Annotated in this window: 20 protein-coding genes and 1 riboswitch; of the genes, 13 read left to right on the forward strand and 7 right to left on the reverse strand. The window is 72.5% G+C overall.

The window, feature by feature from the left end; genetic code table 11:
* Nucleotides 1-63 precede the first annotated feature (63 nt).
* On the forward strand, nt 64-1,293 hold the full coding sequence (locus AB6L24_RS34815) for a CobW family GTP-binding protein (RefSeq protein ID WP_405662088.1): 1,230 nt from the start codon (nt 64-66) through the stop codon (nt 1,291-1,293).
* Here the strand turns inward: AB6L24_RS34815 and AB6L24_RS34820 are convergent, their stop codons facing one another.
* Nucleotides 1,294-3,747, reverse strand: a complete 2,454-nt coding sequence (locus AB6L24_RS34820) for a DNA topoisomerase (ATP-hydrolyzing) subunit A (protein ID WP_405662091.1) — start codon at nt 3,745-3,747, stop codon at nt 1,294-1,296.
* Between the two features lie 372 nt (nt 3,748-4,119).
* Here AB6L24_RS34820 and AB6L24_RS34825 point away from each other — a divergent pair, with 372 nt between their 5' ends.
* The 4 genes from AB6L24_RS34825 (at nt 4,120) to AB6L24_RS34840 (ending at nt 9,076) form a co-directional block, all read left to right on the forward strand.
* Complete coding sequence (locus tag AB6L24_RS34825; protein ID WP_405663537.1) at nt 4,120-5,481, forward strand: M16 family metallopeptidase; 1,362 nt, start codon at nt 4,120-4,122, stop codon at nt 5,479-5,481.
* Entirely contained in the window at nt 5,478-6,878 is a 1,401-nt protein-coding gene (locus AB6L24_RS34830) for a M16 family metallopeptidase (protein WP_405662094.1), read from the forward strand. Before AB6L24_RS34825 ends, AB6L24_RS34830 begins: the two co-directional genes overlap by 4 nt.
* 263 nt (nt 6,879-7,141) lie before the next feature.
* Nucleotides 7,142-7,302: riboswitch (cyclic di-AMP (ydaO/yuaA leader) on the forward strand.
* A 13-nt stretch (nt 7,303-7,315) separates the two neighbouring features.
* A complete protein-coding gene (locus AB6L24_RS34835) occupies nt 7,316-8,143 on the forward strand; it encodes a M23 family metallopeptidase (RefSeq protein ID WP_405662097.1) in 828 nt (275 codons plus the stop codon).
* A 246-nt stretch (nt 8,144-8,389) separates the two neighbouring features.
* Nucleotides 8,390-9,076 (forward strand): GntR family transcriptional regulator, encoded by a 687-nt coding sequence (locus AB6L24_RS34840; protein WP_405662098.1) that lies wholly within the window; start codon nt 8,390-8,392, stop codon nt 9,074-9,076.
* 300 nt (nt 9,077-9,376) lie between these two features.
* Here the strand turns inward: AB6L24_RS34840 and AB6L24_RS34845 are convergent, their stop codons facing one another.
* Complete coding sequence (locus AB6L24_RS34845; protein ID WP_030357341.1) at nt 9,377-9,658, reverse strand: HPr family phosphocarrier protein; 282 nt, start codon at nt 9,656-9,658, stop codon at nt 9,377-9,379.
* 179 nt (nt 9,659-9,837) lie between these two features.
* On the opposite strand from AB6L24_RS34845, the gene AB6L24_RS34850 reads away from it, so the two are divergent.
* From AB6L24_RS34850 to AB6L24_RS34865, 4 genes are all read left to right on the forward strand, one after another.
* On the forward strand, nt 9,838-12,870 hold the full coding sequence (locus tag AB6L24_RS34850; protein WP_405662101.1) for a GNAT family N-acetyltransferase: 3,033 nt from the start codon (nt 9,838-9,840) through the stop codon (nt 12,868-12,870).
* Nucleotides 12,871-12,989: 119 nt separating this feature from the next.
* Entirely contained in the window at nt 12,990-13,586 is a 597-nt protein-coding gene (locus tag AB6L24_RS34855; RefSeq protein WP_380860305.1) for a DUF5998 family protein, read from the forward strand.
* Nucleotides 13,586-14,773: an alkaline phosphatase family protein gene (locus AB6L24_RS34860; RefSeq protein ID WP_405662103.1), complete on the forward strand. Its 1,188-nt coding sequence runs from the start codon at nt 13,586-13,588 to the stop codon at nt 14,771-14,773. Before AB6L24_RS34855 ends, AB6L24_RS34860 begins: the two co-directional genes overlap by 1 nt.
* Nucleotides 14,774-14,865: 92 nt before the next feature.
* Nucleotides 14,866-15,525 carry a thymidine kinase gene (locus AB6L24_RS34865; protein ID WP_405662105.1) on the forward strand — a complete coding sequence of 220 codons (660 nt, stop codon included), beginning with the start codon at nt 14,866-14,868 and terminating at the stop codon, nt 15,523-15,525.
* 4 nt (nt 15,526-15,529) lie between these two features.
* On the opposite strand, the gene AB6L24_RS34870 is transcribed toward AB6L24_RS34865, so the two are convergent.
* Nucleotides 15,530-16,345, reverse strand: coding sequence for a VOC family protein (locus AB6L24_RS34870; protein ID WP_405662107.1), 816 nt, complete (start codon nt 16,343-16,345; stop codon nt 15,530-15,532).
* Nucleotides 16,346-16,776: 431 nt separating this feature from the next.
* Here AB6L24_RS34870 and AB6L24_RS34875 point away from each other — a divergent pair, with 431 nt between their 5' ends.
* A complete protein-coding gene (locus AB6L24_RS34875) occupies nt 16,777-17,631 on the forward strand; it encodes a sulfurtransferase (protein ID WP_405662110.1) in 855 nt (284 codons plus the stop codon).
* Nucleotides 17,632-17,868: 237 nt separating this feature from the next.
* On the opposite strand, the gene sepH is transcribed toward AB6L24_RS34875, so the two are convergent.
* Nucleotides 17,869-18,933: a septation protein SepH gene (sepH, locus tag AB6L24_RS34880; RefSeq protein WP_405662113.1), complete on the reverse strand. Its 1,065-nt coding sequence runs from the start codon at nt 18,931-18,933 to the stop codon at nt 17,869-17,871.
* A 499-nt stretch (nt 18,934-19,432) separates the two neighbouring features.
* On the opposite strand from sepH, the gene AB6L24_RS34885 reads away from it, so the two are divergent.
* Nucleotides 19,433-20,686 (forward strand): hypothetical protein, encoded by a 1,254-nt coding sequence (locus tag AB6L24_RS34885; protein WP_405662116.1) that lies wholly within the window; start codon nt 19,433-19,435, stop codon nt 20,684-20,686.
* An 18-nt stretch (nt 20,687-20,704) separates the two neighbouring features.
* On the opposite strand, the gene AB6L24_RS34890 is transcribed toward AB6L24_RS34885, so the two are convergent.
* Entirely contained in the window at nt 20,705-22,078 is a 1,374-nt protein-coding gene (locus tag AB6L24_RS34890) for a D-arabinono-1,4-lactone oxidase (protein WP_405662118.1), read from the reverse strand.
* Complete coding sequence (locus AB6L24_RS34895) at nt 21,984-23,276, reverse strand: MFS transporter (protein WP_405662120.1); 1,293 nt, start codon at nt 23,274-23,276, stop codon at nt 21,984-21,986. Before AB6L24_RS34895 ends, AB6L24_RS34890 begins: the two co-directional genes overlap by 95 nt.
* Nucleotides 23,277-23,439: 163 nt before the next feature.
* Between AB6L24_RS34895 and AB6L24_RS34900 the strand changes: the two genes are divergently transcribed.
* Nucleotides 23,440-24,567, forward strand: coding sequence for a ferrochelatase (locus AB6L24_RS34900; protein ID WP_405662122.1), 1,128 nt, complete (start codon nt 23,440-23,442; stop codon nt 24,565-24,567).
* Between the two features lie 21 nt (nt 24,568-24,588).
* Nucleotides 24,589-25,404 (forward strand): inositol monophosphatase family protein, encoded by an 816-nt coding sequence (locus tag AB6L24_RS34905; protein ID WP_405662125.1) that lies wholly within the window; start codon nt 24,589-24,591, stop codon nt 25,402-25,404.
* Between the two features lie 168 nt (nt 25,405-25,572).
* Here the strand turns inward: AB6L24_RS34905 and AB6L24_RS34910 are convergent, their stop codons facing one another.
* On the reverse strand, nt 25,573-25,746 hold the full coding sequence (locus AB6L24_RS34910; protein WP_169786659.1) for a hypothetical protein: 174 nt from the start codon (nt 25,744-25,746) through the stop codon (nt 25,573-25,575).
* Nucleotides 25,747-25,949: the final 203 nt, after the last annotated feature.

Raw genomic sequence — 25,949 nt, forward strand, 5'->3', positions numbered from 1 at the left:
CGATGTGTACACGTCTTGAGCGACTTGATCCACCTTGATGAGAGTTGACGCGAGGGGCCGCACGTGCGTGAGCAGCAGATTCCGGTTGTCGTCCTCACCGGCTTTTTGGGCTCCGGAAAGACGACACTCCTGAACCATCTGCTGCATCGCAGTGGGGGCAGTCGGATCGGGGCGATCGTCAATGATTTCGGCTCCATCGAGATCGACGCCATGGCCGTCGCCGGGGCGCTCGGCGACTCGACCGTCTCCCTCGGCAACGGCTGCCTGTGCTGCGCCGTGGACGCCAGCGAGCTGGACGAGTACCTGGAGCGGCTTGCCGGACCGGCCGCCCGTATCGACGTCATCGTCATCGAGGCCAGCGGGCTCGCCGAGCCGCAGGAGCTGATGCGGATGGTGCTGGCCAGCGAGAACCCGAACATCGTGTACGGCGGTCTCGTGGAGGTCGTCGACGCCGCCGAGTTCGACGCCACCAGGCAGCGGCATCCGGAGGTCGACCGGCACCTGGGCATCGCCGACCTCGTCGTCGTCAACAAGGCCGACCGGGTCAGTGACGCCGAGCGGGAGCGCATCCTCGCCGAGGTGCACCGCCTCACCGACCGCGCGGCCGTCGTCACCGCCTCGTACGGGCGCGTCGACGTGGCGCTCCTGCTCGACCGCAAGCCCGTGGGGGAACGCGTCGGGCAGCTGTCCTTCGACGACCTGCACGACCACGGCGAACAGGCCGACCTGCCGGAGGGGGAGGGGACGGACTCCGACCGGCCCGGCTCCGACCTGCCCAGCTCCGGTCGGCCCGACGCCGAGGGCCACGCCGCCTGCGGGTGCGACGACCCCGCCCACCACCACCTGCACGCCGGCTACGAAAGCCTCGCCTTCACCTCGGAGGCGCCCCTCAACCCGCGCCGACTGATGGCCTTCCTCGACAGCAGGCCCGAGGGGCTGTACCGCATCAAGGGGTATGTCGACTTCGGCGCCGCCGACGCCCGCAACCGGTACGCGGTGCACGCCGTGGGGCGCTTCCTGCGGTTCTACCCCGAGCCGTGGGAGCCCGGCGAGAAGCGGCTCACTCAGCTCGTCCTCATCGGCTCCGGCATAGACGTCGCCGCCCTGGACGGGGAGCTGACGCTGTGCCGGGAGAACGACGAGGACGCCCCGCACACCGATGAGTTCGGCATGTGGGGCGTCCTGCGCTACGTACAGGAGCCGGAGGGGGAGCCGGTCCCGGGGCCGGGCCCGGGGCCCAGCTCGGACGCGGCCTCCGCCCCCGGCCCGGACGAGCCCGGCTCCGACGACTGACTACGCCGGCCCCGCCACCGCCGCCACCGACTTCGCCAGCGACACCCCGGAGCCGTCCCGGCGCGGGTCGACCTCCGGCAGCTCCGCCGGAAGGCCGTTGCGCTGGGCCGCGCGCGGCGGCGTCGGGCCCGCCCAGGCGAAGCTCAGGCAGTCCTCGCCCTTCAGGAGCCGCTGGCAGCGCACGCCGCCCGTGGCCCGGCCCTTGCGCGGATACTGGTCGAACGGCGTGACCTTGGCCGTCGTGTGCACCGAGTCGTCGAGCGTGCCGCGCGAGCCCGCGACCGTGAACACCACGGCGTCCGCCGCCGGGTCGACCGCCGTGAAGGACAGCACCTTCGCGCCGTCGGCCAGCTTGATGCCCGCCATACCGCCCGCCGGACGGCCCTGCGGACGGACCTGCCCCGCCGGATAGCGCAGCAGCTGGGCGTCGTCCGTGATGAAGACCAGGTCCTCCTCGCCCGTGCGCAGCTCGGCCGCGCCGACGATGCGGTCACCGTCCTTGAGGGTGATGACCTCCAGCTCGTCCTTGTTGGACGGATAGTCGGGCACCACGCGCTTGACGACGCCCTGTTCGGTGCCGAGCGCCAGGCCCGGCGAGGACTCGTCCAGCGTCATCAGGCAGATCAGCTTCTCGTCGCCCTCCAGGGAGAGCAGCTCCGCGACCGGCGCCCCTCCGGAGAGGTTGGGTGCCGAAGCCGTGTCCGGAAGCTGCGGCAGGTCCACCACGGAGAGCCGAAGGAGCCGTCCCTCGGACGTCACCGCGCCCACCTCACCGCGCGCCGTCGCGGGCACCGCGGAGACGATCACGTCGTGCTTGACGCGTTTGCCGTCGCTCTCCCCGAAGGGCTCGCCGTTGGCCGTGCGCGCGAGCAGGCCGGTCGACGACAGGAGCACCCGGCACGGGTCGTCCGCCACCTGCAGCGGCACCGCGGCCGCGGGCGCGCCCGCCGACTCCAGGAGCACCGTGCGCCGGTCCGTGCCGAACTTCTTGGCCACGGCGGCCAGTTCCGCGGAGACCAGCTTGCGCAGCTCCGCGTCGGACTCCAGGATCCGCGTGAGCTCCTCGATCTCCGCCTTCAGCTTGTCGCGCTCGGACTCCAGCTCGATGCGGTCGTACTTGGTGAGGCGGCGCAGCGGCGTGTCCAGGATGTACTGCGTCTGGACCTCGCTCAGCGAGAAGTGCTCCATCAGGCGTTCCTTGGCCTGCGCGGAGTTCTCACTGGAGCGGATGAGGCGGATGACCTCGTCGATGTCCAGGAGGGCGACGAGCAGGCCCTCCACCAGGTGCAGCCGGGCCTGCTTCTTGCCGCGGCGGAACTCGCTGCGGCGCCGCACGACGTTGAAGCGGTGGTCGAGATAGACCTCGAGGAGCTCCTTGAGGCCGAGCGTGAGCGGCTGGCCGTCGACCAGGGCGACGTTGTTGATGCCGAAGGACTCCTCCATCGGCGTCAGTTTGTACAGCTGCTCCAGGACGGCCTCCGGGACGAAGCCGTTCTTGATCTCGATGACCAGGCGCAGGCCGTGCTGGCGGTCGGTGAGGTCCTTGACGTCGGCGATGCCCTGCAGCTTCTTCGAGCCGACCAGGTCCTTGATCTTGGAGATGACCTTCTCGGGGCCCACGGAGAAGGGCAGTTCCGTGACGACCAGGCCCTTGCGGCGCGCGGTCACCGCCTCCACGGAGACCGTGGCGCGCATCTTGAAGGTGCCGCGCCCCGATTCGTACGCGTCCTTGATGCCCGCGAGGCCGACGATGCGGCCGCCCGTGGGCAGGTCGGGGCCCGGGATGAACCGCATCAGCGTGTCCAGGTCGGCGCCCGGGTGCTTGATCAGGTGCCGGGCGGCGGCGATGACCTCGCCCAGGTTGTGCGGCGGCATGTTCGTCGCCATGCCGACGGCGATGCCGGAGGAGCCGTTCACCAGGAGGTTCGGATACGCCGCGGGGAGCGCGACCGGCTCCTGCTCCTGGCCGTCGTAGTTCGGCTCGAAGTCGACCGTGTTCTCGTCGATGGACTCCGTCATCAAGGAGGTCGCGTCGGCCATGCGGCATTCGGTGTACCGCATCGCCGCGGGCGGGTCGTCGTTGCCCAGGGAGCCGAAGTTGCCGTGGCCGTCGACCAGGGGGAGGCGCATGGAGAAGGGCTGCGCCATGCGCACCAGGGCGTCGTAGATCGACGCGTCGCCGTGGGGGTGCAGCTTGCCCATGACCTCGCCGACGACACGGGCGCACTTCACATAGCCGCGCTCGGGGCGCAGGCCCATCTCGTTCATCTGGTAGACGATGCGGCGGTGCACCGGCTTCAGGCCGTCCCGGGCGTCGGGCAGGGCGCGGGAGTAGATGACGGAGTAGGCGTACTCGAGGAAGGAGCCCTGCATCTCGTCGACGACGTCGATGTCGAGGATCTTCTCCTCGAACGAGTCGTCGGGCGGCGGGGTCTTCGTGCTGCGGCGGGCCATCGCTGCTGCGGCTCCTTCACCAACAAGTGCGGGATCTGACGCCGACCATTGTGGACTGTCCCACTGACAACGCCGACCACGACCCGGTGGTGGGCGGGCCCCGAGCGCGCGTCAACCGCGCGCCGCACCCGTACCGGCCGTGCGCCCCGCCCGCCGCGACCCCGCGACAGCGACCGCGCGCCCCGCCCGTCCCACCGCCTCCACCGCTCACCCGCCCGGCCCACGGCGCCCGGGCCCGCGGCGGATCACGCCGAGGGCGAAACCCGACTACGCCGAGGGCGGAGCGGGAACTTCGCCAGGGGTCCGAGGCCTTGCTTACAGTGGCAGGACTTGCCAGCACTTATCGAGGATTTCGCGATCGAAGGGACGTACATGCCCATGGGTCACACGGCCACAGCCGAGGCCGGCTCCGGCGGCCTGACAGCGACCGAGCACCGGCTGGCCAACGGCCTGCGCGTGGTGCTCTCCGAGGACCACCTGACCCCGGTCGCCGCGGTCTGCCTCTGGTACGACGTCGGCTCCCGCCACGAGGTCAAGGGCCGTACGGGCCTGGCTCACCTCTTCGAGCACCTGATGTTCCAGGGTTCGAAGCAGGTGCACGGCAACGGCCACTTCGAGCTGGTGCAGGGCGCCGGCGGCTCGCTGAACGGCACCACCAGCTTCGAGCGCACCAATTACTTCGAGACGATGCCGACCCACCAGCTGGAGCTCGCCCTCTGGCTGGAGGCCGACCGCATGGGCTCGCTCCTGTCGGCGCTCGACGAGGAGTCGATGGAGAACCAGCGGGACGTCGTCAAGAACGAACGCCGCCAGCGCTACGACAACGTTCCGTACGGCACGGCCTTCGAGAAGCTGACCGCCCTCTCCTACCCCGAGGGCCACCCGTACCACCACACGCCCATCGGCTCCATGGCCGACTTGGACGCGGCCACCCTCGAGGACGCGCGGGAGTTCTTCCGTACGTACTACGCGCCCAACAACGCGGTCCTCTCGGTCGTCGGGGACATCGCCCCCGAGCAGACGCTCGCCTGGGTCGAGAAGTACTTCGGCTCCATCCCCTCGCACGACGGCAAGCAGCCCCCGCGCGACGGCTCGCTGCCCGAGCGCATCGGCAAGGAGCTGCGCGAGGTCGTCGAGGAGGAGGTCCCCGCGCGCGCCCTCATGGCCGCCTACCGCCTCCCGGAGGACGGCACGCGCGCGAGCGACGCGGCCGACCTGGCGCTCACGGTCCTCGGCAGCGGCGAGTCCTCGCGGCTCTACAACCGCCTCGTGCGCCGTGACCGCACCGCCGTCACCGCCGGATTCGGCCTGCTGCGGCTCGCCGGGGCGCCCTCCCTCGGCTGGCTCGACGTGAAGACGTCCGGCGACGTGGAGGTCCCCGTCATCGAGGCCGCCGTCGACGAGGAGCTGGCCCGGTTCGCCGCGGAGGGCCCCACTCCGGAGGAGATGGAGCGCGCCCAGGCCCAGTTGGAGCGCGAGTGGCTCGACCGGCTCGGCACGGTCGCGGGCCGCGCGGACGAACTGTGCCGGTACGCGGTCCTGTTCGGCGACCCCCAGCTCGCCCTCACCGCCGTCCAGCGTGTCCTCGACATCACCGCCGACGAGGTCCAGGAGGTCGCCAAGGCCCGCCTGCGCCCCGACAACCGCGCGGTGCTCGTGTACGAACCCACCGGCCCCGTGGACGCGGAAGACGCCGCCGGCACCGACGAGGAAGACGAGGAGACGGCGAAGTGACCGAGGCCGCAACGATGCAGTTCCACCCGCAGCCCCAGGCGGGCACGGCCAGGCCCTGGGCCTTCCCGGCCCCCGAGCGCGGCGCGCTCGGCAACGGCCTCACCGTGCTGCGCTGCGACCGCCCCGGCCAGCAGCTCGTCGCCGTGGAGATCCACCTCGACGCCCCCCTGGACGCCGAGCCGCAGGGCCTCGACGGCGTCGCCACGATCATGGCGAGGGCCTTCTCCGAAGGCACCGACAAGCACTCCGCGGAGGAGTTCGCCGCCGAGCTCGACCGCTGCGGCGCCACGCTCGACGCGCACGCGGACCACCCCGGCGTGCGGGTCTCCCTGGAAGTGCCCGTCTCCCGGCTCCCCAAGGCGCTCGGCCTGCTCGCCGACGCCCTGCGCGCGCCCGCGTTCGCCGACAGCGAGGTCGAGCGCCTGGTCCGCAACCGCCTGGACGAGATCCCGCACGAGGCCGCCAACCCGGCGCGCCGCGCCGCCAAGGAGCTCTCCAAGGAGCTCTTCCCTGCGTCCTCGCGCATGTCGCGCCCGCGCCAGGGCACGGAGGAGACGGTCTCCGCGATCGACTCGGCGGCCGTACGCGCCTTCTACGAAAGGCACGTCCGCCCCGCGACGGCCACCGCCGTGGTGGTCGGCGACCTCACCGGCATCGACCTGGACGCCGTCCTCGCCGACACCCTCGGCGCCTGGACCGGCGGGGCGGCCGAGCCGCGCCCGGTGCCCCCGGTGACCGCCGACGACCGCGGCCGCGTCGTCATCGTGGACCGCCCCGGCGCCGTCCAGACGCAGCTGCTCATCGGCCGCGTAGGCCCGGACCGGCACGACCGCGTGTGGTCCGCGCAGGTCCTCGGCACGTACTGCCTGGGCGGCACCCTCACCTCACGCCTGGACCGCGTCCTGCGCGAGGAGAAGGGCTACACCTACGGAGTGCGCGCCTTCGCCCAGGTCCTGCGCTCCGCCGCCCCCACGTCCCCGGAGGGGGCTACGGGCGCCGCGATGCTCGCCATCAGCGGCTCCGTGGACACCCCGAACACGGGCCCGGCCCTCGACGACCTGTGGAAGGTCCTGCGCACGCTCGCCGCGGAGGGCCTGACGGACCCCGAGCGCGACGTCGCCGTGCAGAACCTGGTCGGCGTCGCCCCGTTGAAGTACGAGACCGCGGCGGCCGTCGCCGCCACCCTCGCCGACCAGGTCGAGCAGCACCTGCCGGACGACTTCCAGGCCCACCTGTACCGCCAGTTGGCGCAGACGGGCACCGTGGAGGCCACCGCGGCCGTCGTGAGCGCCTTCCCGGACGACCGTCTGGTGACGGTCCTCGTGGGCGACGCCGCGCAGATCGAGGAGCCCGTCAAGGCGCTCGGCATCGGTGAAGTGACGGTGGTCACCGGCTGATTGCCGGAAAGGGACGGACCTGCGCCGCTGATGACGTAAAGCCGGACATAGCGGTAGCAACCATCGCGTGAGAACAGGGACCCCAGTGGCTCAGGAAGCCGCTGGGGTCCCTGCATGCTGCCATATGTCCGAATTGGCATGGAGGTTGCTCGTCTGGCCTGTGGCGTGCGCTACAAAAGGCCTGATTCGTTTGTCGATTGAAAGATGAGACGTTTAGCGTCGGTCCGGCTGTCCGTCAGGCAGTACGCCGCGTCCGCGGCACCGGACAGCCATCGCCGAGTCCCCGTACGGCGCGAGCCGGGGGAGCCGGGGACCCACACGTCCCTGGGGTGAATCGGACCCCTTGCCGCGAGGCGAGGAGCCCGTAGGAGACCTTCCTGCTCCGAACCCGTCAGCTAACCCGGTAGGCGAGAAGGAAGGAAAGGATCAGCCGCTTCATGGCGTTCACCCGCCCGACCGGCAAGCACCGCCGTCCGAGCCGCATCACGCGCACGACCGCAAGCGCCGCGGGCGTCGCCGCGCTCACCACCACCGGAGTCATCTCGGGCCTGGCCGCGCCGGCCCTCGCCGCCGAAGGCAGCTCCGCGGAGTACGCGCACACCGGCCTCACCCAGTCCATCTCCGTCGGCGACTCCCTGGCCGGCGAGATCGACGCCCAGGCCGCCGCCCAGAAGCACGCCGCAGTCGAGGCCGCCGCGCAGAAGAAGGCCGAGGCCGAGGCCCGCGCCGATGCCGCGGAGGCCAAGCGCAAGGCCGCCGAGACCAAGCGGAAGGCCGAGGCCGCCGCGAAGGTGAAGGCCCAGAAGGAGCGCGAGGCCAAGGAGCGCGCCGCCCGCGAGGCCGAGCGCAAGCGCCTCGGCTCCTACGTCTCGCCGATCGACGGCAGCTACGTCTCCACCGGCTACAAGACCGGCGGCGCCATGTGGTCCTCCGGCAGCCACACCGGCGTCGACTTCCACGCCGCGTCCGGCACCCAGGTCCAGGCGGTCGCCGCGGGCACCGTCGTCGAGGCCGGCTGGGGCGGCGCCTACGGCAACAACGTCGTGATCCGCCACAACGACGGCACGTACACGCAGTACGGCCACATGTCGTCCCTCAGCGTCACGGTCGGCCAGGCGGTCACCCCGGGCCAGCAGATCGGCCTCTCCGGCTCGACCGGCAACTCCAGCGGCCCGCACCTGCACTTCGAGGCCCGCACCGGCGCGGACTACGGCTCCGACATCGACCCCGTGGCGTACCTCCGCTCGCACGGCGTCAACGTCTGAATCCTGATGCCGGGACCCTCCCGGACGCAGGAAAGCCCCGGCTCACCCGAGCCGGGGCTTTCCTGCGTATGCGGGCCCTTTTGGCCAAAAGATATCCATGGATTCCGGTCTCCCGTCGGAAAATCCGGCCCGCTGCAATAGAGTTCATGGCGGCAGGGTCCATGGAGTCGTTGAACGAGCGCCATTCGACGCGTCGGCCGACGCGCCGACCGACGCGTTTCGCGGGCATTAAAGCGGAGGTCCGTCATGCGCATTCCCGCGCACTCGGTGTGCACGGCCATCCGGGACGACATCGTCTCCGGTGTCTACGAACGCGGCACGCGCCTCACCGAGGAACTGCTCGCCCGCCGCTACGGCGTCTCCCGCGTCCCCGTGCGCGAGGCCCTGCGCACGCTGGAGGCCGAGGGCTTCGTCGTCACCCGCAGGCACGCGGGCGCCTGCGTCGCCGAGCCCACCGAGCAGGACGCAGCCGACCTCCTGGAGATCCGCGCGCTCCTGGAGCCCTTGGCGGCCGCCCGTGCCGCCCAGCGCCGCACCGAGGCCCATCTGAAGGTCCTGCGCGGGCTCGTCCGGCTCGGCAAGGAGCGCTCCCGGCACGGCGGCACCGAGGACCTCCGCTCGCTCGACGGCTGGTTCCACGAGACGCTCACGCAGGCCTCGTCGAGCCCCGGCCTGATCACCCTGCTCACCCAGCTCCGCCACAAGATCGCCTGGATGTACGGCACGGAGCCCCAGGCCGCCCCCGCGCAGACCTGGTCCGAGCGCGCCGCCGTCGTCGACGCCGTGGCCCGCGGCGACGCGGAGCGGGCCCGCGCCCTCACCGTGCTGCACGCCGAACGGGCCGCCACCGCGCACCGGCCGCGGACCGGCCCCCGCGCCGGGCGTGTGAGGGATTCGCAACATGCCGTCAACACAGTGAGCGCGCGGAATTAACGGCGACGCCGTATACAAAGAGAGACGTGTTCGCGGTCGGCATTCCACTGCCTTTGTTTCGGCTTCGAGTACGCGCCGAATGTGCGCCGAATACGTGTCGAATGCGTGCCGAATATGCGCCGAATGTGCGTGAGGTGCACGGCCGGATAATCGCCAGGTGCACGACTCCATATGAGTCACGAGATGTGCCCATGCGTCATGAGATGCGCGCCGGGTACGCGAAGGGCCCGCCCTGGATTCAGGACGGGCCCTTCGCGCAGGTGCCGGGCGGCGTTCTCCGCGGACGGAGCGCCAGGCGCACTAGACGGTCTCGGGAAGCTCCTCGAGCCCCTCGGCGACCAGCTTCGCCAGGCGGTCGAGGGCGGCGTCCGCACCCTCGGCGTCCGAAGCGAGCACGATCTCCTCGCCGCCCTGCGCACCCAGACCGAGCACCCCGAGCATGGAGGCGGCGTTGACCGGGTTGCCGCCGGCCTTGGCGATCGTCACGGGGACGCCGGCGGCCGTGGCCGCACGGACGAAGATGGAGGCGGGCCGGGCGTGGAGGCCCTCGGCCCAGCCGACGTTGACGCGGCGCTCAGCCATGTGTTGCTGCCCTTCCAGGTGTCTCACACTTGTCTAGACCACTATCTCATGCCGACCCGGATGCTCCCGCCGGACGTCCGTCCCCTCGCGCCACGGACGTACGACCCCTACCCGGCCGCCCTTCGACCACTCCTACACTGCCCCGGCCCGGGCGGCCGCGCGACCCGTACCCTGGCCCCATGCAGACCCCGGCGGACGGCCCAGCGCACACCTCGTCGGACAGCGCCGAGCCCACTGCGGACCGGCACCCCTACCCCTCCCACTGGGAGGCCGACGTGGTGCTGCGGGACGGGGGCACCGCCCGGATCAGGCCCATCACCGCCGCCGACGCGGACCGCCTGGTCAGCTTCTTCGAGCAGGTCTCGGACGAGTCGAAGTACTACCGCTTCTTCGCGCCGTACCCCCGCCTGTCCGCCAAGGACGTGCACCGCTTCACCCATCACGACCACGTGGACCGCGTGGGCCTCGCGGCCACCGTGGGCGGCGAGTTCATCGCGACCGTCCGCTTCGACCGCATCGACGCCCAGGGCCGCCCCGCCTCCGCGCCGGCCGACGAGGCCGAGGTCGCCTTCCTCGTCCAGGACGCCCACCAGGGCCGCGGCGTCGCCTCCGCGCTCCTGGAGCACATCGCGGCCGTCGCCCGCGAACGCGGCATCCGCCGCTTCGCCGCCGAGGTCCTGCCCGCCAACACCAAGATGGTCAAGGTCTTCACGGACGCCGGCTATCAGCAGCAGCGCAGCTTCGAGGACGGCGTCGTACGCCTGGAACTGGACCTGGAGCCCACCGACCGCTCCCTCGCCGTCCAGCGCGCCCGTGAACAGCGCGCGGAGGCCCGCTCCGTGCAGCGCCTGCTCGCGCCGGGATCCGTCGCCGTCATCGGCGTGGGCCGCTCCCCGGACGGCGTCGGCCGCGGCGTCCTGCGCAACGTCCTGGGAGCGGGGTTCACCGGCCGGCTGTACGCCGTGAACAGCGCACTCCCCGAAGGGGCCGCCGACATCGACGGGGTGCCCGCCCACCGCTCCGTGCGCGACATCGCCGAACCGGTCGACCTCGCCGTCGTCGCCGTCCCCGCCGAACGGGTCCCTGAGGCCGTCGCCGACTGCGGCGAACACGGCGTCCAGGGGCTCGTCGTCATCTCCGCCGGATACGCCGAGAGCGGCCCCGAAGGACGCGAACGGCAGCGTGAACTCGTCCGCCAAGCACGCTCCTACGGGATGCGCATCATCGGACCGAACGCCTTCGGAGTCATCAACACCTCTCCGGAGACCCGCCTCAACGCCTCCCTGGCGCCGGAACTGCCGCCCGCCGGACGCCTCGGCCTGTTCACCCAGTCGGGCGCCATCGGCATCGCCCTCCTGTCCCGGCTGCACCGCCGCGGCTCGGGCCTGTGGGGCCTGTCCACCTGCGTCAGCACCGGCAACCGCGCGGACGTCTCCGGCAACGACGTACTCCAGTACTGGTACGACGACCCGGACACCGACGTCGCCCTGATGTACCTCGAATCCATCGGCAACCCCCGCAAGTTCACCCGTCTCGCCCGCCGCACCGCCGCCGTGAAGCCCCTCGTCGTCGTCCAGGGCGCCCGGCACAGCGGCATCGCGCCGACCGGCCACGCGGGCGCCGCCACCCGCCTCCCGCACGCCACGGTGTCGGCGCTGCTCCGGCAGGCCGGGGTGATCCGCGTGGACACCGTCACCGAACTCGTCGACGCCGGACTGCTCCTCGCCGGGCAGCCGCTGCCCGCCGGGCCCCGCGTCGCCATCCTCGGCAACTCCGAGTCGCTCGGCCTGCTCACGTACGACGCCTGCGTCGCCGAGGGCCTGCGCCCGCTGCCGCCCCTCGACCTGACGACCGCCGCCTCCCCGGACGACTTCCGCACCGCGCTCGCCGCCGCCCTGGCCGACGAGGGCTCCGACGCGGTCGTCGTCACCGTCATCCCGTCCCTCGGCGAGTCCACCCGAGAGGGCGAGGACAAGTCCCTGGCGACGGCCCTGCGCGCCGCCGCGGCGAGCTGCCCCACGAAGCCGGTCACGGTCGTCCACGTGGAGCTGGGCGGCCTGGCGAAGGCGCTGTCGGCGGCGGCGAGCACGGGGCCGCGGGCGGCGGCGATCGTGGACCAGGTGGACCAGGTGGACCAGGTGGACCAGCAGGAGGACCAGGTGGACCAGGAGGGCGAGGCTCACTCGGTGGCCCCTGCCGACCCCTCGGCACCGACACCCCCGCCCCGCCCCTCCCACCCGCCTCGCCCGGCCACCCCACCACGCCCCCAAGCGGTCCCCGGCACACCCGCGCCCGCGGCGGAACCGCCGGCCCCCACCCTCCGGGCCGACCCCCCGCCCCATCAACGCATCCCCGCCTACCCCGCGGCCGAGCGCGCCGTCCGCGCGCTCGCCGAAGCCGTCAAGTACGCCCAGTGGCGGCGCGACATCGCCGAGCCCGGCAAGGTGCCGGAGTACGACGACATCGACGAACAGGGCGCGGGCGAGCTGATCGAGCGCCTCCTGGCCAAGGCCGACGACGTCCGCGGCGTCACCCTCGACGCCGACGACGCCCACGACCTGCTCGCGCGGTACGGCATCGGCGTCCACCGCGCGCTGCCCGCTCCCGACGCCGACGCCGCCGTCCGCGCCGCGCGCGATGCGGGCTACCCCGTCGCCCTCAAGACCACCGCGCCCCATCTGCGCCACCGCCCCGACCTCGGCGGCGTCCGCCTCGACCTCGCCGACGAGGACCAACTGCGGCGCGCCTACCGGGAACTGACCCACACCCTCGGCAGGCCCGCCGAGCTGCGCCCCGTCGTGCAGGCCATGGTGGCCCGCGGCGTGGACACCGTCGTGCGCGCGGGCCACGACCCCGTCGCCGGCGCCGTGCTGTCCTTCGGGCTCGCCGGAGCGGCCTCCGAGCTGCTCGGCGACACCGCCCACCGGCTGATTCCGGTCACCGACCGGGAGGCGGGCAATCTCGTCCGATCGATCCGGACGGCCCCGCTCCTGTTCGGCTGGCGCGGCTCTGCCCCCGTGGACACCCCCGCCCTCGAAGAGCTCCTGATGCGCCTCTCGCGGCTCGTCGACGACCACCCCGAAGTGGTCACCGTCTCACTGGAGCCGGTGGTCGTCGCGCAGGAAGGTCTCTCCGTGCTCAGCGCGGCCGTGCGCCTCGCCCCGCCGCCCGCCCGCGACGACCTGGGCCCGCGCACCCTGCCCGCGTACTGACGGCGCGCGCCCGTGGCCCCGCCGAACGCCCCGCGCGCGTGGCCGACGAGGGCACACAAGGGGTGCCCGGGCGGCCACTGGGCACCTTGGGCCAGGCGCCGGGCCGTAGGATGGGCGGCATGGCAAAGACCGGTACGACGACCCAGGGGCTGCGCGCGGCGATCGAGCGCAGCGGCTACTACCCGGCCCTCGTGGCCGAGGCGGTGGAGGCCGCGATCGGCGGCGAGACCATCGGGTCGTATCTGGTCCACCAGGAGACCACGTTCGACGCGAACGAGGTCCGCCGCCACGTGACGGTCCTCGTGCTCACGGACACCCGCTTCATCGTCAGCCACACCGACGAGCAGGCGGCCGACTCCACGTCCCCGACGCCGTACGCCACCACCTCCACCGAGTCCGTGAAGATCGGCCGGATCTCGTCCGTGGTCGTCAGCCGCGTCGTCGCCAACCCGGAGAAGTACGTCCCGGGATCCCTGCCCCGCGAGGTCGTCCTGACCATCGGCTGGGGCGCCGTCTCCCGCATCGACCTGGAGCCCGCCGCCTGCGGCGACCCCAACTGCGAGGCCGACCACGGCTACACCGGCAGCTCCACGGCCGACGACCTCAGCCTGCGCGTCAGCGAGGCCGGGGACGGCCCGGACACCGTCCGCCAGACCCTCGCCTTCGCCCAGGCACTCTCCGAGGCCACCGCGGCGGGCACGGACACCGGCCGCTGATGGGGCATCCAGCCTGGGACGACATCCAGCCGCTCGCCCTCGATTCCGCACCCCTGCCCGCGTACGGCACGGGATCGCTCGCCGACGTGCTGCCCACCCTGGTCGCCCACCAGGAAGTGGACGGCTTCGCCCCGCTCATCCCCGAGCTGGCCCCGGCCGACCGGAACTGCGTCTTCCTCATCGACGGCCTCGGCTGGGAGCAGCTGCGCGCCCACGCCGCCGAAGCCCCGTTCCTGACCTCGCTGCTCGGCTCCTCGCGCGGTGGCACCGGCCGGCCCATCACCGCGGGCTTCCCCGCCACCACGGCGACCTCCCTGGCCTCCGTCGGCACCGGCCTGCCGCCCGGCGCCCACGGCCTGCCCGGCTACACGGTCCGCAACCCCGACAGCGGCGAGCTGATGAACCAGCTCCGCTGGAAGCCCTGGACCGACCCGCACGCCTGGCAGCCGTACCCGACGATCTTCCAGCGCGCCCACGACGCGGGCATCCACACCGCCCAGGTGTCCTCGCCGACCTTCGAGCACACCCCGCTCACCAAGATCGCCCTCAGTGGCGGCACCTTCCGCGGCCGCCTCTCCGGCGAGGACCGCATGGACCTCGCCGCCGAGCAGCTCGCCGCCGCCGACCGCACCCTGGTCTACACGTACTACGCCGAAGTCGACGGCAAGGGCCACCGCTTCGGCGTGGACTCCGACGCCTGGCGCGGCCAGCTGATGTACGTCGACCGGCTCGTGCAGCGCCTCGCCGAACAGCTCCCGCCGCGCAGCGCCCTGTACGTCACCGCCGACCACGGCATGCTCGACATCCCCTTCGACGACGCCTCCCGCATCGACTTCGACGAGGACTGGGAGCTGCGCGCCGGAGTCGCCCTGCTCGGCGGCGAGGGCCGCGCCCGGCACGTCTACGCGGTCCCCGGTGCCGAGGCCGACGTCCTCACCGTCTGGCGCGAGGTGCTCGGCGAGCAGTTCTGGGTGGCGAGCCGGGACGAGGCGATCGCGGCGGGCTGGTTCGGCCCGCGCGTCGACGAACGCGTCCACGGGCGCATCGGTGACGTCGTCGCCGCCGCCCACGCCGACGTCCTCATCACCGCTTCCCAGCGAGAGCCCAGGGAGTCCGCGATGGTCGGCAACCACGGCTCGATGACCCCCGCCGAACAACTCGTACCGCTCCTCGAAGTACGCTCCTAGCTGCTTCTTGACGTGTACGTCACGGACGGCACCCCTTCTCGTACGCCCCCGCGCACCTCCTCGCGCACCCACCGAAAGGCGCTCAACCCCCCATGCCTGAGCTGGTGTTCTTCTCCGGAACGATGGACTGCGGGAAGAGCACCCTCGCGCTGCAGATCGAGCACAACCGCTCGGCACGCGGTCTGCAGGGCATGATCTTCGCGCGCAACGACCGGGCGGGGGAGGGCAAGCTCTCCTCGCGGCTCGGCCTGGTCACGGAGGCCATCGAGGTGGCCGACGACCTCGACGTCTACGCGTACCTCGTCGACCACCTCTCGCGCGGCGCCCGCGCCGACTACGTGATCGCCGACGAGGCGCAGTTCCTCGCGCCGGAGCAGATCGACCAGCTCGCGCGCGTGGTCGACGATCTGGGCGTGGACGTCTTCGCGTTCGGCATCACCACGGACTTCCGCTCCAAGCTGTTCCCCGGCTCCCAGCGCCTGGTCGAGCTCGCCGACCGCGTCGAGGTCCTCCAGGTCGAGGCCCTGTGCTGGTGCGGCGCCCGCGCCACGCACAACGCCCGCACCATAGGCGGCCAGATGGTCGTCGAGGGGGCCCAGATCGTCGTCGGCGACGTCAATCAGGCGTCCGACGAAGTGGGCTACGAGGTGCTGTGCCGCCGTCACTACCGGCGCCGCATGACGGCGGCCTCCGCGCGCGCGGGCGCGCTGTCCCCCGACGTGCTGCCGGTCGACACCCTGGAGCGGTCCTAGGGCCCTAGCCGCTCGCGCGCGGATGCTCCGAGCGGATGAGTGTGAAGACCGCGCCCTCGGGGTCGGCGACCGTCGCGATCCGTCCGTACCGACCGTCCTGCGCGGGGCTGATCACATGGCCGCCGAGCTCGACCACCCGCTCCGCCGACGCGTCCACGTCCGCCGCTTCGAAGTACGTCATCCAGTGCGCGCCCCGGTCGCCCGGCAGTTCCTGCCCGACACCGCGCACGGACGCCACCGGGACGTCGTCGAGGCGCAGCGTCAGATAGTCCAACCCCGGCCTTGTGGCGGCCTTTTCGGTGTAGCCGAACAGCGTCTGGTAGAACTTCGCGACCTCCTCCGTCTCGCGCGTCAGGAGCTCGTTCCAGGTCGGCGTGCCCGGCACGCCCGCGACCGCCGTGCCCAGGTGCGACGACGCCTGCCAGATGCCGAACACCGCTCCCGCCGGGTCCGACGCGATCGCCATGCGCCCGGCCTCGCCCGCGTCCAGCGGCCCCACGCCGACCGTGCCGCCGCAGTGCCGCACCGTCTCGGCGGCCTCGCCCGCGTCGTCCGACGCCAGGTACGGGGTCCACGCGATGGGCAGATGGCGGTCGGCCGGCAGTTGTCCGATTCCCGCCACTTCGTAGCCGTCGAGCAGCGCCCGCACATAGGGGCCGAGCTGCTGCGGCCCGGGCTCGTAGGTCCAGCCGAAAAGCGCCGCGTAGAACTCCTGGGTCGCAGCCAGGTCGTGCGCCATCAGGCTCACCCAGCAGGGCGTGCCGGGTGTGCACCGCGCGCCCTCGGCGCGTCCGTCGTCCGGCCACCGTGCCTCGGTCATCGTCACTCTCTCCTCGGGCCCTCGTGACTTCGACAGCCCGGCGGCGACGGATCACGGCCAACAGAGTTCGAGCTCTGACACCTGTTGTCCGTTAGCTGTCATCCGTCGTCGCCCAGCCGATGCCACTCCGCTTCGATTCCGCTTCGATTCGCTGTCCGAACGCACGTGCTTTCGCCGTGCGTCTGCCCGCCCGTGCAGATGCTCGCATCACCTGGTGCCCGGCGCGCCCCGGCCGCGCCGCGCTCGCGGGCTCCCTCGCGGAGGATGCCCGATTTGCCATTTCTCATCCGTTAATGAGCGATTGCACGGTTGTGTCCATCTGCGGTACGCGGCGTGCCCGTCTCCGTACGCCGCGTGTCCGGGCGTGGTCCGGCCGAGCAGGGTATCCGGAGCTGAGCGCGGCGGCCACCCCGTGCGCAAGGATGGGGCCCATGAATGCCATCATCTCCGCTTCCGAACTCGCGAGCGACCTGGCGGGCGAGAACCCGCCAGTGCTGCTCGACATCCGTTGGCAATTGAGTACGGCCAAGGCGGCCGGGGAGCCGCCCTTCGACGGGCGGGCCGAGTACGCGGCCGGGCACGTCCCCGGGGCGGTCTTCGTCGACCTCGACGCGGACCTCGCGGGCGCGGCGGGCGCCGGGGGCAGGCATCCGCTTCCGGATGTCGAGCACTTCGGCGCGGTCATGCGGGCGGCCGGGGTCTCGGCGGACCGGCCGGTCGTCGTGTACGACGGCGGGCAGGGCTGGGCCGCCGCGCGCGCGTGGTGGCTGCTGCGCTGGACGGGTCACCCCGAGGTGCGGGTCCTGGACGGCGGGCTGGCCGCGTGGACCGGGGAGCTGGAGTCCGGCGAGGTGACCGCGCCGGTCGCGGGCACGTTCACGCCGGTCCCGGAGTCCGTGGGCCGCGTGGACGCGGACGGCGCGGCGGCCCTGGCCCGCTCGGGCCTGCTCCTGGACGCCCGAGCCGCGGAGCGCTACCGCGGCGACGTGGAGCCCATCGACCGCGTCGGCGGCCACATCCCCGGTGCGGTCTCGGCGCCCACCACGGAGAACGTCGCGGCGGACGGCCGCTTCCTCCCCGCCGACGAGCTGGCGGCCCGCTTCAAGTCCCTGGGGGCGTCCGGCACTTCGGAGGTCGGCGTGTACTGCGGCTCGGGCGTCTCCGGCGCCCACCAGGTCCTCGCCCTCGCGGTGGCGGGCGTCCCGGCGGCGCTGTACGTCGGCTCGTGGTCGGAGTGGTCGTCGGACCCGGAGCGTCCGGTGGCGACGGGGTCCGAGCCGCAGTAGCCCGGCGTCGCGGGCCGGGTCGTGTCGGGAGACCTGGCGCTTTCGCTGTGCGTCGGTGCCGCGCGCGGTGAGTCGTTCGCTGTGCGCGGGCGCCACCCGGAGCGAGTTGTGGCGGACGAGTGAAGGGCCTGTGCGCATGTCGCGTACAGGCCCTTCACCATGCTCTCGGTCGCTCGGACCGGCGTGCGCGGGCTGATGTCGTGTGCACCCCGCGCCGGTCGGTCCTGCCGGGCGCCGCTACTCCTGCTTCTTGCGCCGGGTGCCGAACACGATCTCGTCCCAGCTCGGCACGGCGGCGCGGCGGCCGGGGCGGACGCCGTCGGCCTCGGCCTGGCGGTCGGTGGAGCCGACGAGGCGGTCGCGGTGGCTGGCCACGGCGCGCGGCATCAGGACGTCCGCGTACGCGGAACCGGCTGACGCGGCGGTCGCGGGCGGCTCCTCGGCCTCCGGCTCCTGCTCGGGCTCCTCCGCCGGTGCGGACGGCAGTTCGGCGGGTGCCGCGGCGGGGCGCTCGGGGACGACCATGTCGCCGCGGAAGCTCGGCACGGCCTCCAGGAGGCTGGTGAGCGAGTCGCGTTCCTGCTCGGCGACGGCGGCGGGCGCGGCCGGCTCCTGGTCGGTCTCGGGCACGGGTCCACCGGGGCGCTCCAGGGCGCGGTCCAGCGGCCGGTCCCGGGGGAGCCGGGCGATGCGCGGCACGAACGGGAAGCTGGGCTCGGGCGCCGCGATGTCGTCGGTCTCGCCGATCAGGGCGCGGGCCTCGTCGTCGACGGCCTGGACGAGCCGCCGGGGCGGGTCGTACGTCCAGCTCGCGGAGTGCGGCTCGGTCGCGACGCGGTAGACGAGCAGGACCTCCCAGGTGCCGTCGTCGCGGCGCCAGGAGTCCCACTGGACGGTCTCCTTGTCGGCGCCGCGCAGCAGCAGTCGCTCCTGGACGGCCTCGCCGAGCTGGGGTCCGGTGTTCTCGCCGGGACGGCGCACGGGGGTCTTCCGGGCCCGCTCGGCCATGAAGGCGCGCTCGGCGAGCACGGGGCCCTCGAAGCGGCGGACGCGGTCGACGGGGATGCCGGCGAGCGAGGCGACCTCTTCCGCGCTGGCACCGGCACGTATGCGGGCCTGGATGTCGCGGGGGCGGAGGTGGCTCTCCACCTCGATCTCGATCTGTCCGAGTCGCGGGCGGTCGCCGCGCACGGCGGCGCGCAGCCGTTCGTCGATCGGAAGCGTGTACTCCGTGCTGTCCGCAGCTTTCAGCACCAGCCGTGTGCCGTCGTTGCTGACGGCCACGACACGCAGTTCGGGCATGGGGACCTCCCGGGTGGTGCCTGCCGACGTCACGTGCGTCGCTGCTTCCGCTAGTCGAGTGTGGCCTGCCCGGGTGCAGCCTGCCACAACCTTGCCGAGTTGCCCGGCGTGTCGGGCATGGGCCCTGGATCGCCGTTATGGCACGGTTACCGATTCGCAACGCTAAGTGACCAACTCGATCACCCTGTGCAGCGATCCCCCTCCCGGCGGTCCTGGCTGGCCCCGGACACCCTGGCTGGAGACCGGACCCAGGGCTCGCAACACTACTCCATTCGGGCCACCCGGGTGGACCGGCACGCCGCCGAACTTCTCATGGGGGAAGGGAGTTGGCATCAGCCGATGCAGTGAGTCCCCCGCGCGCGCGTGGCGCTCTTCACGAAAGAGCCAGAAACGGAACTATTCGCTTCGGGCGTACGTCCCTTTCTCATGTACCTCGCGTAGCTCATACGTGAATGCGTAAGTCATGCGTGAAGTCGAGAAAGGCAGGCAAGGTCCGCAGATGCGTGAAAAGCCGGAAACCGGCGGGGAGTCGGAGGAAGCGACGGAGGGCGAGCCGGGGCAGAGGCGGTTCGATCTGAGTGTGCCGCAGGTGGCGGGAAGCGCCGTGGCGGCCGTGCTCGCCGCCAAGCTCGCGTCCTCCTTCGGTGTCTACGGGACGATCCTCGGCGCCGGTGTGGTGAGTGGCATCGCCACCTGCGGGGGCACGGTCTTCCAGCACTTCTTCTCGCGTACGGGCGAGCAGATACGTGACGTCGCGGTGCAGGCCAAGCCGAAGGCCCAGCAGGTCCCGGTGACGCAGGCCACTCCGGTGCCGGAGACGTTCCAGGCACGGGCCCACATGGGCGGCGGCCCGGTCACCACGACGTGGGGGAGGACCGTCCCGGACGCCGACCCGACGACGGCGCTCCCTGTGGCGCACCCGGCGGATCCCACTGCGGCGCTCCCGACGGTCCACCCGGCCGACCCCACCGCGGCGCTCCCGGCCGTCGACCCCGCCGACCCGACGACGGCGCTCCCCGTGGCCGGCACCGACCCCGAGCGGACCCAACTGCTCGGCTCCGTGGAAGCCACCCAGTCCCTGCCGGACGACCAGCGGACCCGCGTCCTGCGCCAAGCCGGACCCGTCGGCCACGGCGGCCCCGCAGGACCCGCCGGACCCGTGCCCGTCGGTGGCCCCGCCCCGGCCGACCTCCCGTTCCCCTCGGACGACTTCTCCGAAGGGACCACTCACCGCACGCGTGTGCGCAGCTGGAAGCGGCCGTTGGTCGCCGCGGCCCTGGTCTTCGGGGTCTCGCTCGCCGGGATCACCACGTACGAGCTGGTGAGCGGCAAGAGCTTCAGCGGCGACGACAAGAGCACCACCATCCGGGACGCGATCTCCAACGGCGGTTCCTCGTCGACGAAGGACGACCCGCCGTCCACCGACGACCCCGGAGAGCAGTCGGACGACGGCACGTCCGGATCGGGCGACGGCTCGAAGGAGGGCGACGACACGTCCAAGGACCCGTCGGGCAAGCCCTCGCCCGGTGACGACACCGGCTCGGGCACCGGCTCCGGGGACGGCTCCGGCACGGACAAGGGCGACGGCGACACCGGCAGCGGCACGGACAAGGGCGACGGCTCGAAGCCCGACCCGAAGCCCACTCCCACCCCCACGCCGACTCCGACGCCCACGCCGACCCCGTCGAGCGGCGGCGGCACCGGCAACGGGAACGGCGACGTACAGGAGCAGCAGCAGGCGCCGGAGCAGTGACCCGCCGTGCGGGCCGCGTCAGTCGCCGAGGACCCGCCGCAGATAGGGGTTGGCGAACAGGCGGTCCGGGTCGAGCCGGTCGCGCAGGGCGGTGAACTCGCCGAAGCGCGGATAGGCCTTGGCCAGGTACGCGGCGTCGCGGGTGTGGAGCTTGCCCCAGTGGGGCCGTCCCTCGTGGGCGGTGAAGATCTCCTCGGCGGCGCTGAAGTACCGGCGCATGGGCGTGCCCTTGTAGAGGTGGACGGCGATGTACGCGCTGTCGCGGCCCGAGGCCGTCGAGAGCGTGATGTCGTCGGCGGGGGCGGTGCGGACCTCCACGGGGAAGCTGACGCGCAGCGGTGACCGCTCGATCATCGACTTCAGTTCGCGCAGTGTCTCGACGAGGGCCGCGCGCGGCACGGCGTACTCCATCTCGACGAAGCGCACGCGGCGCGGGCTGGTGAAGACCTTGTACGGGATGTCGGTGTAGGTCCGGGCCGACAGGGCCTTGCTGGAGAGCTTCGCGATGGTGGGGATGGTGGCGGGCAGGGCCCTGCCGAGCGAATTGGCCACCTGGAAGAGGCCGTTGGAGAGGAGTTCGTCGTCTACGAAGGCGCTGATCGCGTTCGGGGGAGCGGCCGGGCCGACACTGCGGTTGTTGCGCTTGGTGTTGCAGTTGCCCGTGTGGGGGAACCAGTAGAACTCGAAGTGCTCGTTCTCGGTGACGAGTCGGTCGAACTCCCCGGTGACCTGGTCGAAGGTCATAGGTTCCTCGCGGGCCATGAGGAAGAAGATGGGCTCTACGGAGAACGTGATCGCGCTGATGACGCCGAGCGCGCCGAGTCCCACGCGGGCCGCGGCGAAGACATCAGGGTGCTCGTCCTTGGAGCAGGTCAGGACGCGGCCGTCGGCGGTCACCAGCTCGAGCGCGGTGATCTGGGCGGCGATCGAGGCCGAGTCGCGGCCCGTGCCGTGCGTCCCGGTGCTGACGGCGCCGGACACCGTCTGCTCCATGATGTCGCCCATGTTCGTCAGCGACAGGCCCTCGCGGGCGAGCGCGGCGTTCAGGCGCTTGAGGGGCGTGCCCGCCTCCACGGTGACGGTCCCGGCCGCGCGGTCGATGTTCCTGATGCCGGTCAGGAGGTCCGGCCGCACCAGGAGGCCGTCGGTCGCGGCGGCGGCCGTGAAGGAGTGGCCGGTGCCGACGGGCTTGACCCTCAGGCCGTCCTCGCGGGCCCCGCGGATCGCGGCGACGAGCTCGTCGACCGAGGCGGGCGTCGCCTCGCGCGCGGGCCGCGACGCGACCGTGCCCGCCCAGTTACGCCACGTCGTCGGCCTTCGTGAGCCGATCGCTGCCGTTCCCGCTCCCGTGCCTCTGCCCGCTCCCGTGCCCCTGCCCGTTCCCGTGCTCATGGGTCCCTCCCCGTCGCGGAACCGGCCGTTGCAGCCGGCGATACCCCAGGAATCCCACCACCACCGCGACCGCCCCGGACACCCCCGGGACCGCGTACCCCGCGCGCGAGCCCGCGGCGTCGATCACCCAGCCGGCCATGGAGGAGCCGAGCGCCACACCGACGGCGAGTCCCGTGCTGACCCAGGTCATGCCCTCGGTCAGCTTCGCGCGGGGTACGTGCTGTTCGACGAGGGCCATTGTCGTGATCATCGTCGGCGCGATGGACAGGCCCGCGACGAAGAGCGCCGCGGCCAGAAACGGAAGATTCCCGACCAGTTGAAGCGGGATCATACTCACGGCCATGGCGCAGACACCCAGCAGCCATCGGCGTGCGGGAGCCCCCTTGAAGTGCAGCAGACCGAAGCCGACGCCCGCCAGGCACGAGCCGAGCGCGTAGACGGCGAGCACCAGGCTCGCGGCGCCCTTGTGGCCCTCGTCCTCGGCGAAGGCCACCGTGACCACGTCGACCGCCCCGAAGATCGCCCCGGTCGCGACGAACGTGGCGACCAGGACCTGCAGGCCCCCGGAGCGCAACGCCGAGCCCCCGGTGTGGTGTTCGCGCGGATGCGGCACCGGCTCGGTCGCCCGCTGCGCCGTGAGCCAGAAGACACCGACGGCGAGGAAGGCGCCCGCGAGCAGCGGACCGGCCTCGGGGAACCAGGCCGTGGACAGGCCGATCGAGATGATCGGCCCGAAGATGAAGCAGACCTCGTCCACGACGGACTCGAAGGAGTACGCCGTGTGCAGCTGCGGGGTGTCGCGGTACAGCGCCGCCCAGCGGGAGCGGACCATCGACCCCACGCTCGGCACGCAGCCGACGAACGCGGCGCAGACGAACAGCGTCCAGTCCGGCGTCTCGAACTTCGCGGCGAGCAGCAGCCCCGACACCGCGACCAGCGACACCAGGGTCGCCGGCCGGAGCACCCGCCGCTGGCCGTGCCGGTCCACGAGCCGGGAGATCTGCGGGCCGATCGCCGCGGCGGACAGCGCGACGGTGGCCGACAGCGCGCCCGCGAGGCCGTACCGCCCGGTGAGCTGGGAGATCATCGTCACGATGCCGATGCCCATCATCGACAGCGGCATCCGCCCGAGGAAGCCCGCGACGGAGAACCCCTTGGAGCCGGGGGCGGCGAATATGGCGCGGTAGGGGCTCGGCACGTGGGACTCCGCGGGGGCGGCGGAGCGCTCGGACAGCGGACTCCGGTAAGGCGTGAAGATGGCCGATACAGCTTACGGCCGCCGGGGCGTGCGCGCACCGTGTTTTCCGGGTCGCCGGGTGGCGGTTTCACCGCTGTCAGTGGCGGGTGGCAGGATCAAATACATGTCCGAAGCGCTGGATCCCACTCCCTACGACGCCTTGCTGCTGCTCTCGTTCGGTGGCCCCGAGGGGCCGGACGACGTCGTCCCGTTCCTGGAGAACGTGACGCGTGGCCGCGGCATCCCCAAGGAGCGCCTGAAGGAGGTGGGGCAGCACTACTTCCTGTTCGGCGGCGTGAGCCCCATCAACGATCAGAACCGCACCCTCCTCGACGCCCTGCGCAAGGACTTCGCGGAGCACGGCCTCGACCTGCCGGTGTACTGGGGCAACCGCAACTGGGCGCCGTATCTGACGGACACCCTGCGCGAGTTGGCGCAGGACGGCCGCCGCCGCGTCCTGGTCCTCGCCACCAGCGCGTACGCGTCGTACTCGGGCTGCAGGCAGTACCGCGAAGACCTCGCGGCCGCCCTCGCCACCCTCAGGGACGAGGGCCTCGACGTGCCCCGCGTGGACAAGCTCCGGCACTACTTCAACCACCCCGGCTTCGTGCGCCCCATGATCGACGGCGTCCTGAAGTCCCTGGCCGACCTGCCCGAGGACGTCCGCGACGGCGCGCACCTGGCCTTCACGACGCACTCCATCCCCACCGCCGCGGCCGACACCTCCGGCCCCGCCGAGACCCACGGCGACGGCGGCGCGTACGTGCGCCAGCACCTGGACGTGGCGGCCCTGGTCGCCGACGCGGTCCGCGCGGAGACCGGCGTCGACCGCCCCTGGCAGCTCGTCTACCAGTCGCGCAGCGGCGCCCCCCACATCCCCTGGCTCGAGCCCGACATCTGCGACCACCTCCAGGAGCGGCACGAGGCCGGTGTCCCGGCCGTGGTCATGGTCCCGATCGGCTTCGTGTCGGACCACATGGAGGTCCTGTACGACCTCGACACCGAGGCCACGGCGAAGGCCGCGGAGCTGGGCCTGCCGGTGCGCCGCTCGGCCACCGTCGGCGCCGACCCGCGGTTCACCGCCGCCGTCCGCGAGCTGGTCCTGGAGCGCGCCGCCACCGAGAGCGGGCGCCCTGTGACGCCCTGCGCCTTGGGCGCCCTCGGCGCGAGCCACGACCTGTGCCCCGTGGGCTGCTGCCCGGCCCGCGCCCCCAAGCCCGCCGCCGCGGGCGCCGACAGCCCGTTCGCCTAGTACGCCGCACCGAGGAGCACCGTGACCGCCCCCGCCCCCGATGACCGGCTCAAGGCCGAACTGCTCGCCGTCGCCCTGGAGGCCGCGACCCGCGCCGGCGACCTGCTGCGTGACGGTCGCCCGGCCGACCTCGGCGTCGCCGCCACGAAGAGCAGCGCCGTCGACGTCGTCACCGAGATGGACATCGCCTCCGAGAAGCTGATCACGGACTTCTTCGCCGAGCGCAGGCCCGACGACGGCGTGCTCGGTGAGGAGGGCGCGAGCTCCGCGGGCACCAGCGGTGTCCAGTGGGTCGTCGACCCCATCGACGGCACCGTGAACTACCTGTACGGCCGCCCGGACTGGGCGGTGTCGATCGCCGCCCGCAAGGACGGCGAGACCCTGGTCGGCGTCGTCCACGCGCCTGTGCGCGGCGAGACGTTCCGCGCGGTCCTCGGACAGGGCGCGTACGTCGGCGACAGGACCGCCCGGGTCCGCCCGGCGCCCCCGTTCGAGCAGGCCCTCATCGGCACGGGCTTCGGGTACGTCGCCGAGCGGCGCGCCCATCAGGCCGAGGTCGCCCGGCACCTGCTGCCGCGCGTGCGGGACATCCGGCGGGCCGGTTCGGCGGCCATCGACCTGTGCGACGTGGCGGCGGGACGCCTGGACGCGTACTACGAACGGGGCCTGAACCCCTGGGACTTCGCGGCCGGTGACCTCATCGCCCGGGAGGCGGGCGCTCTGACCGGCGGCCGCCCCGGAGAGGCCCTCTCGGGCGAGCTGACGGTGGCGGGCCCGCCCGGCCTCTTCGAGCCCCTCCAGGCCCTCCTCGACGACCTCGGCGCCTGGCACGACTGACCCGGACCGGACGCGGGCGGAGCAGCCGGACCCGGATCCCCGTGACCCGGCCCGCGCACGGCGGAGCCCTCAGCGCACGACGAGGCCCCGACACCTCCTGGAAGGTGTCGGGGCCTCGTCGCGTGCGGCCCGGACCGGACGCTGGAGACATCCCGGTCCGTGCGTCGGTCAGTGGGTCGGGGCGGCGACCTCCACGCCGTGCTCGGCTGCCAGGCGGTGCAGATCCTCCAGCTCGGCCAGTTCCACCTCGGCCAGGAAGTCGTCGCCTGTCTCGCGGGCCCGCGTGAGGTCGGACTCCGTGGTCTTTATGCGCTGCAGGAGACCTGCGGTGAATGCGTCCATGGTTGCGCCCCCTCGGCTGGGTCGTGGGTCGGTGGCACGGGGGTGTGCCGTGGAGAAGGGGCGATCACGTCCGGCGCCCGCTGCGTGAAGCAGGTCGTGGCGTGCCACATACGAAGCGTGATCGCGGGTGTAAGGCCGTCCTCCCCCCGCCCCCTTCGACGGAAACCTCAACCGGAGCAGAAAATCCCGTATTCCCGGGGCCC

It is taken from the genome of Streptomyces sp. RK9 (genome assembly GCF_045070545.1).
Lineage (GTDB): Bacteria > Actinomycetota > Actinomycetes > Streptomycetales > Streptomycetaceae > Streptomyces > Streptomyces alboflavus.